This window comes from Flavobacterium aestivum, assembly GCF_026870175.2.
Taxonomy (GTDB): Bacteria; Bacteroidota; Bacteroidia; order Flavobacteriales; family Flavobacteriaceae; genus Flavobacterium; species Flavobacterium aestivum.
Window position 1 is genome coordinate 2,198,635 of record NZ_CP113977.2, and the last position, 8,968, is coordinate 2,207,602.

Sequence of the window (8,968 nt, forward strand, 5' to 3'; positions counted from 1 at the left end):
TGTTTTTTAGGTTCTTACAAATGTACTTCTTGATTTTTAAATTTATACTATATCAAGATAAAGTTGGTGTAGTTTATTTTATAAAAAAAAATAGTGCCCTCAATTAAGAAGGCACTATTTTAAAAAAAATGACAAATTGGGGGTGGTTATGCTAGTTCAGGAACCAAAGCTGATTTAACAGTTTTGATGATTCTTGCAGCAATTTTGTATGGATCACCGTTAGATGCTGGTCTTCTGTCTTCCAACCATCCTTTCCATCCTTTTTGAACGGTCATTAATGGAATACGGATTGAACATCCTCTATCTGATACTCCGTAAGAGAAATCGTGAATAGAAGCAGTTTCGTGTTTACCAGTCAAACGTTGGTCATTGTAAGCTCCATAAACTGCAATATGCTCAGCAGTTACAGGACGGAAAGCCTCACATATTTTTTCGTAAGTTTCTTGAGAACCACATGTTCTTAAAACTTCGTTAGAGAAGTTAGCATGCATTCCAGAACCATTCCAGTCTGTGTCTCCTAGTGGTTTTGGGTGGTACTCTATGTAGTAACCGTATTTTTCAGTAAGACGGTCTAGTAAATATCTTGCAATCCAGATTTCATCACCTGCTTTTTTAGCTCCTTTAGCAAACAATTGGAATTCCCATTGTCCACAAGCTACTTCTTGATTGATTCCTTCAAAGTTGATTCCGGCAGCAATACATAAGTCAGCATGCTCTTCAACTAATTTTCTTCCGTGTGTGTTTTTACCACCTACAGAACAGTAGTACATTCCTTGTGGAGCTGGGTAACCACCTACAGGGAATCCTAATGGCAATAATGTTTTAGTATCCATGATGAAATACTCTTGTTCGAATCCAAACCAGAAATCATCATTATCATCGTCAATTGTAGCTCTTCCGTTTGATGGGTGTGGAGTACCGTCAGCAAACATAACTTCAGACATTACTAAATACCCATTGATTCTAGTTGGATCTGGGTAGATAGCTACAGGTACAAGTAAACAGTCAGATGAACCACCTTCTGCTTGTTTTGTAGATGAACCATCAAATGACCAGTTCCCTATTTCTTCTAATGTTCCTTGAAAGTTTTCGTGCTCTTCAACTTTAGTTTTACTTCTAAGATTTTGAGTTGGTTCGTATCCATCTAACCAAATGTACTCTAATTTAATTTTAGCCATAGTTATATAAATTTTATTTTTTGACAGTTTTACGGTGCAAATATAAAATATTTTAACTTTGTATAAAAAATTAGGGGGTGTTTTTTATTTAAACAAGTTTAATTTTTTGCACAACCATATTTTTGAGGGGGTAAAATTAAAAAAATGCAATTTTAGCAGGGGATAAAAATTAATTTGGCAATTATTTGTTTTAATCTGATAGAATAAAATTAAGATTTTTAGTCTATCAAAGTTTAGATCGACACACTATTTTATATTTTGACCTCTTTTTCTGTTAAAAAGCAGATATATGCAGACATAGAAATTAATTGTTCCTAAGAATAATTATATTTGTTATTACTTTATTAATTGAAAATTAAAACTTTAAAATCTATAATTATGTCATCAATTCGTTTTCAAGCTTTAAGAGAAGCTACCAATAGAAAATTAGTCGATTTCCAGGAGTCAGGAAAAAAATCAATCCTTTTTGGTTCAAATGTCTTCAATGACAAAGCCATGAAACAATATTTGACTTCAGATGCTTTTAAAGGAGTACAAGGAGCCGTTCAGCATGGAACTAAAATAGACCGAAAGCTAGCTGATTATATTGCTATGGGAATGAAAGAATGGGCCTTGTCTAAAGGAGTTACACATTATACACACTGGTTTCAACCATTAACAGGAACTACTGCCGAAAAACATGATGCTTTCTTTGAAACTTCTTATGACGGAAGTGATCCTGTAGAAAAATTTGGTGGAGCACAATTAGTACAACAAGAGCCGGATGCTTCCAGTTTTCCGCATGGAGGAATTAGAAACACATTCGAAGCCAGGGGATACACCGCTTGGGATCCAACCTCACCCGCTTTTATTTTTGGAACCACTTTATGTATTCCAACAGTTTTTATTTCCTATACTGGTGAAGCCTTAGATTATAAAACACCTTTATTGAGAGCTTTGACTGTTATGGACGAGGCTGCCACCGAAGTATGTAAATATTTTGACAAAAACGTAAAAAAGGTTACTGCAACTTTAGGATGGGAACAGGAATATTTCTTAGTCGATAGAGCTTTGGCTAATTCCCGTCCAGACCTTATGATGACAGGAAGAACTTTATTAGGACATACTTCTGCCAAAGGACAACAATTGGATGATCATTATTTTGGAGCTATACCAACTCGTGCTTTAACTTACATGAGAGATTTAGAGCAAGAATGTATGTTATTGGGTATTCCTGTAAAAACGCGCCATAATGAAGTAGCGCCTAACCAGTTTGAGTTGGCTCCAATTTTTGAAGAAACGAACCTTGCTGTAGATCACAACTGCTTGTTGATGGATGTGATGGAAAAAGTAGCTGAACGTCATAATTTTAAAGTATTATTCCATGAAAAACCATTCAAAGGAGTAAATGGATCCGGAAAGCATAATAACTGGTCGTTGGCTACAGATACTGGGGTAAACTTATTGAGTCCAAGTAAAACACCTATGAGTAATTTACAGTTTTTGACTTTCTTTATCAATACCATAAAAGCAGTAAATGATAATGAATCATTATTGAGAGCAGCAATCGCATCTGCCAGTAATGATCATAGATTGGGAGCCAATGAAGCACCACCGGCAATTATTTCTGTTTTTATAGGTGAGCAATTGACAAAAGTTTTAGCTGAATTAGAAGGTGTAACTTCCGGAAAATTATCTCCTGAAGAAAAAACAGATTTAAAACTGAATGTAGTTGGGAAAATTCCAGATGTACTTTTGGATAATACAGATAGAAACAGAACCTCTCCATTTGCTTTTACCGGAAATAAATTCGAGTTTAGAGCAGTGGGTTCTACGGCAAACTGTTCTAATGCAATGACTACTTTGAATGCTATTGTTGCGAAACAATTAAGAGATTTCAAAATTGAAGTTGATGCTTTAATCGAATCGAATGACATGAAGAAGGATGATGCAATCTTCAATGTACTTAGAGAATATATCAAAGATTCTAAAAGAATCCTTTTTGAAGGTGATGGATATAGCGAAGAATGGGAAATCGAAGCGGCTAAAAGAGGTTTGAGTAACTTTAAAACTACTCCGGAAGCATTAAAAGCGAGAATTTCTAAACAATCATTGGATTTGTTTTCTGAGTTAGGTGTCATGAACCATGTAGAGGTTGAAGCACGTTACGAAATTGAATTGGAAGAATACACTAAGAAAATTCAAATAGAAGGTAGAGTACTAGGTGATATTTCTAAAAATCACGTAATTCCTACTGCAATTCGTTATCAAAATACTTTGATTGCGAATGTAAGAGGTTTGAAAGATATTTTTGGATCAGATTTTGAAACAATTGCCAAAGAACAAATTATCCTGATTAAAGAAATTTCTAAGCATATCGAAGGAATCAATTCTAAAGTAGAAGAGATGACAAACGAAAGAAAGATCGCTAATGGTTTGACAGATGGTCAAGAAATGGCAGAAGCGTATTGTAATAAAGTTAAACCTTATTTTGAAATCATTAGAAACCACTGTGACAAACTGGAATTACTGGTTGATAATGAATTGTGGACTTTAACCAAATACAGAGAATTACTTTTGACTAAGTAATATTTGTTGATATTAATAAAAAAGGCTTTCATCAGAAAGCCTTTTTTATGGTCTAAATATTCCATTTTTTTCAAACCTATAAAGAATACAATTCATTTAAGTTAGGTTATTTAGATTGCATAAATATCAGAACCCATTAATAAACACAAAAAGCACCCGTTTGTGGCAGGTGCTTTTTAATTTAAATTAGTTTAATGTTATCTAGAAGAAATCACTTTTTGTACGCTACTTCCTCTATTGGTAGTTACTTTTACAAGATAAACTTCTTCTTGTCCAGTAGCTGGAATGTTTAAGAGAACTTCTTTGTTCAAATAACCTTGGCTATCATATTTAGAAGCTACCTCAGTACCACTTGTGTTGAACACTTGAATTCTCACATCAGTAACATATTGGAAATCATAACTAATGGTTAATTGGTCTCTAAAAGGAACCGGATGTGCTGTGAAAGTATTGGTTTCAGTAGCCCGTTGAGTAAGAGAGTATTGTGATGTTGCATTAGATATTAATCTATTGGTCAAATCTCTTGTTATTGTTCCGCAAAGATCATGGTTCAAGTCATTATTGGCTGCAAGTTGAGTAGCCAATGCTTCACATCCGCAATTATTAGTCACAGCTGCTATTATGGCTGCTTTCAATCCTGCTACGTCATTTATGCCAGGAGGCAATGGATATTCATTAAGAGTAGTGGCGTTTAATATTGCTGCTACACCATGTCTCATCAATTTTCTACAGTTACCACCTCCTAAAGTAATAGCGTCAATCATTTTTAGAGAAGATGGTATGTCACAAAGACCAGCTACACCAGGTAAAACCACAGAGATTTGAGTTTCTGTAGTAAATCCAGCAGCTATTGCAATTGGATCATCTGGTGAATCCCATAATTGTTTACCATTTCCTCCTTGCCAGAATCCAGGAGTACAACCGCTACCGCAAGAAGGGCCTTCTGGTACAACTTCAGTATCGGTATCGATACATCCGTTAGCATCTTTTGCATAAACAGTATATGTTCCTGCCCCTACTGTGAAGGTTGGACTAGCTTGGTAATTTGTTCCGTCAATAGAGAAAGTATAGGAACCTGTTCCTCCAGTTGCACTAGCAGTTAGAGTTGAAGATCCTCCAACACACGTAATTGCGGTGTGTTCAGCACCTACAACGACAGCTGTTGGTGTACCAACTGTTTCTGAACCTGATTGTTCGCATCCATGATCATCTTTTACAGTCCATGAATAGCTACCCGCTGCAAGACCAGAATAGGTTTTAGGAGAAGTTTGTGTTGCAAATCCACCTCCATTAAAGTTTACCATATAAGGAGCTGTACCACCGCTGAAAGTAAGTGTAACAGAACCGTCTAAAGCGCCATTACAAGTTACATCAGCATGACCATCACTGGCTACAAGAGCAGTTGGCTCACTAATTGTTTCTGAACCTGATTGCTCACATCCATGATCATCTTTTACAGTCCATGAATAAGTTCCCGCTGTAAGACCAGAATAGGTTTTAGGAGAAGTTTGTGTTGCAAAACCACCACCATTAAAGTTTACCATATAAGGGCCTGTACCACCGCTGAAAGTAACGGTAACTGAACCGTCTGAACCGCCATTACAGGTTACATCAGCATGACCATCACTGGCTACAAGAGCTGTAGGTTGACCAACTGTTTCTGAACCTGAGGTTTCACATCCGTGATCATCTTTCACTGTCCATGAATAGCTACCTGCTGCAAGACCAGAATAGGTTTTAGGAGAAGTTTGTGTTGCAAAACCACCACCATTAAAGTTCACCATATAAGGGCCTGTACCACCACTGAAAGTAAGGGTAACTGAACCGTCAGAGCCTCCGTTACATGACACATTTGTATGACCGTCACTAGCCTCAACAGCAGATGGTGTACCAACTGTTTCTGAACCTGATTGTTCACATCCATGATCATCTTTTACAGTCCATGAATAGCTACCCGCTGCAAGACCTGAATAGGTTTTAGGAGAAGTTTGTGTTGCAAATCCGCCTCCATTGAAATTCACCATATAAGGACCTGTACCGCCGCTGAAAGTAAGTGTAACAGAACCGTCTAAAGCACCATTACAAGATGCGTCTGTATGACCATCACTGGCTACTAGGGCAGTTGGCTCACTAATTGTTTCAGAACCTGATTGCTCACATCCATGATCGTCTTTTACAGTCCATGAATAAGTTCCTGCAGTAAGACCAGAATAGGTTTTAGGAGAAGTTTGTGTTGCAAAACCACCGCCATTAAAGTTCACCATATAAGGGCCTGTACCACCGCTGAAAGTAACGGTAACTGAACCGTCTGAACCGCCGTTACAGGTTACATCAGCATGACCATCACTGGCTACAAGAGCTGTAGGTTCGCTAACTGTTTCTGAACCAGATTGTTCACATCCGTGATCATCTTTCACTGTCCATGAATAAGTTCCCGCTGTAAGACCAGAATAGGTTTTAGGAGAAGTTTGTGTTACAAAACCACCACCATTAAAGTTCACTGTATAAGGGCCTGTACCGCCGCTGAAAGTAATGGTAACTGAACCGTCAGATCCTCCGTTACATGACACATCAGCATGACCATCACTGGCTGCAAGAACAGTTGGCTGTCCTACAGTAGCATTTGCATTTGCAGTACATCCGTTGGCTCCGGTTACCACAACACTATAAGAACCTGCTGGCACTGAGGCCAAATCTTCGGTAGTAGCATTGTTACTCCATAGGAATGTGTATGGTGGTGTACCTCCGCTAACGGTTAGATCTACCGAACCATTACCACCAAAACAAAGCGGATCTGTTGCAACAGCACTAGCTTCTGGTGGCGCTTTGTCCTCTAAAACAGTTACATATGCTGTATCGGTACAGCCCGTAAAGCCAGCTGGCGCAACAATCACTGCATATACACCGCCAACGGTTACCGTACGATTCACATCTTGTGGTGGTTGTGGGTTATCTGCTGGAATTAATGGTCCGATGCCATCTGTTTTATCAAGAGGTGTAGGATCCGGACCATAAAATAAAACAGCTGATCCTAGAGGAACTATATTAGATGCTGTTATTGTCGCGCTTGGATTTGTACAAGTAATAACACGATCAACAGCAAGATCTACATCAGGATGGATGGTAAGACCAAATGGGAATGGACCCGCAAAATCTTTTTGCTCGCAGGTAAAAGGGTCATTACTTCCTCCGGCACAACTACGGGTTTTTACTAATATACTACCTAATATATTGGAGCATGGGTCAGAAGTCCCACGTCTGTCAAGACCAAAAGCGGTAAGGTTAATACCAATTTCAACATTTTGGAAAGCCTGATAATTATCAAAAAATGTTGCTGTAGAACCTTCCAGCGTTCCCCAAGGTGGTCCCAAAGTGGTAGTTTCTTCATTAACCCTTCCAAAAATATTGGTACTGGTATCACCCGCTTTTAGATTAATACGTCCATAACCAAAATTTCCTGATTGTTCCCCTTTTTCAAAAGTTCCGGGTATAACATCAAAAGGTCTGTTAGCTTTCGCATTCAATCCATTAAAAACGGCTTCGTCCATCCATACTCTGATTCTTACATCTGGATTGACACCACCATTTTCATAATCAATAGAAACAATGATACCTCCCGGAACCACAATGTCTCCATCTGCATCAAAAGTCCATGCAGTACGTCCTCCATCGGGGCCAGTATTTCCAAAGTGCACGTCTCCAGGATTGTAGGTAACTAAAGTACGATAAAATTCAAAATCTATATGTTTACTACCTGAAGTAGCTCTTAATGTAGCTGATGCAAAAGCCCAAAGCTCATTAAAAGGTCTGTCGTCTGCAGGAAAACCTGGATTGGTAGTCGGGTCATGTGGACCTATACCTCTTAAATGCGCCATCGCATCAATGATATCGTCTTTTTGAGGTACACTTCCTGAACCAAGATTCCAAGTAATTGGATTATCCGGATTTTTGTCTGAAGTAGAAGTAAAAATGCTGGTATCACTATTTGATTGAGCTGAGTTGGTATCTCTGCCGTAAACAGCATCTATCCATAAATAGCCATCTACAACAGGAAATGGTACATTAGGATAATTGATAGGATCAAGAGGAAATGCAATCTGTCTTTCTGAAAAGGAAAAATTGTTGTTGGCTAAGATTGAGGTTCTTCGTGCAGCTGCATTAGTTTCATCTATCACTCCTCGTCCGGTTCCCGGATATACATGATTAAACCAGTCATCTGTATTTGGGGGACCACCAAGATTCCCAAATTGCAACAGGTTGGCATGGGCATCGGCTTCTACACCAAAATTGGCTTTTACTGTGGCTCCTCCAACAAGCTGGCTATAAGAATTAGGCATAAACCCTAATCCAAAAAGCAACAATGTACCGTAAAAAATGAGTTTTTTAGTAAATGGGTTCGTCCCAAAAAAACTCGATAAACCTGCAGAGAGTCGGCAGGAAAAAGTGAAACAATTCTCTTGCACACTTTTTATCATACTAAAAATAATTTTTTTCATAATATTATGATTTTAAGGCCATAATATCAATAAGAAAAGATCAGTAGAGGTTGAGGTTCCGAAAGACTAAAAGGTGTTGTTTCATATATAAAAGTTTAAAGGTTTAATAACAAAAAAACATAGGGGATTACAATGTGGGGTATGCAAAAGACTTTCCATAAGCATAGCTATGAAGCACTCCATCATTGAAAGGTTATATTATTGTGGGGAAGAATACTTGGATTCTTTTATTAACCAGATAGTTACTAAAGAGTAAACTTAAAATCCCAAATTAAAATAATTAATATTGAATTTAATAAAAGTAGGACAATGCAAAAGTTTTCAGATCTGGAGAAAAAACTTTTGTTAAAACGAGACCCTTCAAAAACGAATATGAAGTACTCCATCATCAAAAGAATATTGTATTGCGGGGAACAATAGCTAGATTCTTTTTATTAAACCAAATAGTTGCCCAAAAAGCAAAGCCAAAACTCTAATTAAAACAATTAGTATAGGTAATTATAAAAATGTAGGATAGTATAAAAGTTTTCAGATTTGGAGGGAAAACTTATAAAAATGATACGACTTCTTAAAAAATTAATTTTATGAAGTACTCCATCACCAAAGGCTATTTTGTTAAGAAAAACACAATAACAAATTCCTTTTTTAACTAATTTTTGTTTTGTAAATAGCCTATAAACAGCTTAAAAATTAATCACTATTAAAGGTAATTTATTAATAAACAGG

At 37.3% G+C, this 8,968-nt stretch carries 3 protein-coding genes; 1 reads left to right on the forward strand and 2 read right to left on the reverse strand.

Annotated features, from left to right (window positions below; all coding sequences use genetic code 11):
* Window positions 1–146: 146 nt before the first annotated feature.
* The gene (locus OZP08_RS09525; RefSeq protein WP_281323567.1) at window positions 147–1,178 is read right to left on the reverse strand and encodes a glutamine synthetase beta-grasp domain-containing protein; all 1,032 of its coding nucleotides are present in this window, start codon (window positions 1,176–1,178) and stop codon (window positions 147–149) included.
* A 378-nt stretch (window positions 1,179–1,556) separates the two neighbouring features.
* Between OZP08_RS09525 and OZP08_RS09530 the strand changes: the two genes are divergently transcribed.
* Window positions 1,557–3,746, forward strand: a complete 2,190-nt coding sequence (locus tag OZP08_RS09530) for a glutamine synthetase III family protein (protein ID WP_281323568.1) — start codon at window positions 1,557–1,559, stop codon at window positions 3,744–3,746.
* 197 nt (window positions 3,747–3,943) lie between these two features.
* On the opposite strand, the gene OZP08_RS09535 is transcribed toward OZP08_RS09530, so the two are convergent.
* Window positions 3,944–8,242, reverse strand: coding sequence for a T9SS type A sorting domain-containing protein (locus OZP08_RS09535; protein WP_281323569.1), 4,299 nt, complete (start codon window positions 8,240–8,242; stop codon window positions 3,944–3,946).
* Window positions 8,243–8,968: the final 726 nt, after the last annotated feature.

Coding starts and splice junctions, on each gene's coding strand:
- OZP08_RS09525 (WP_281323567.1), bottom strand. CDS start 1,178: ATGGCTAAAATTAAATTAGAGTACATTTGGTTAGATGGATACGAACCA.
- OZP08_RS09530 (WP_281323568.1), top strand. CDS start 1,557: ATGTCATCAATTCGTTTTCAAGCTTTAAGAGAAGCTACCAATAGAAAA.
- OZP08_RS09535 (WP_281323569.1), bottom strand. CDS start 8,242: ATGAAAAAAATTATTTTTAGTATGATAAAAAGTGTGCAAGAGAATTGT.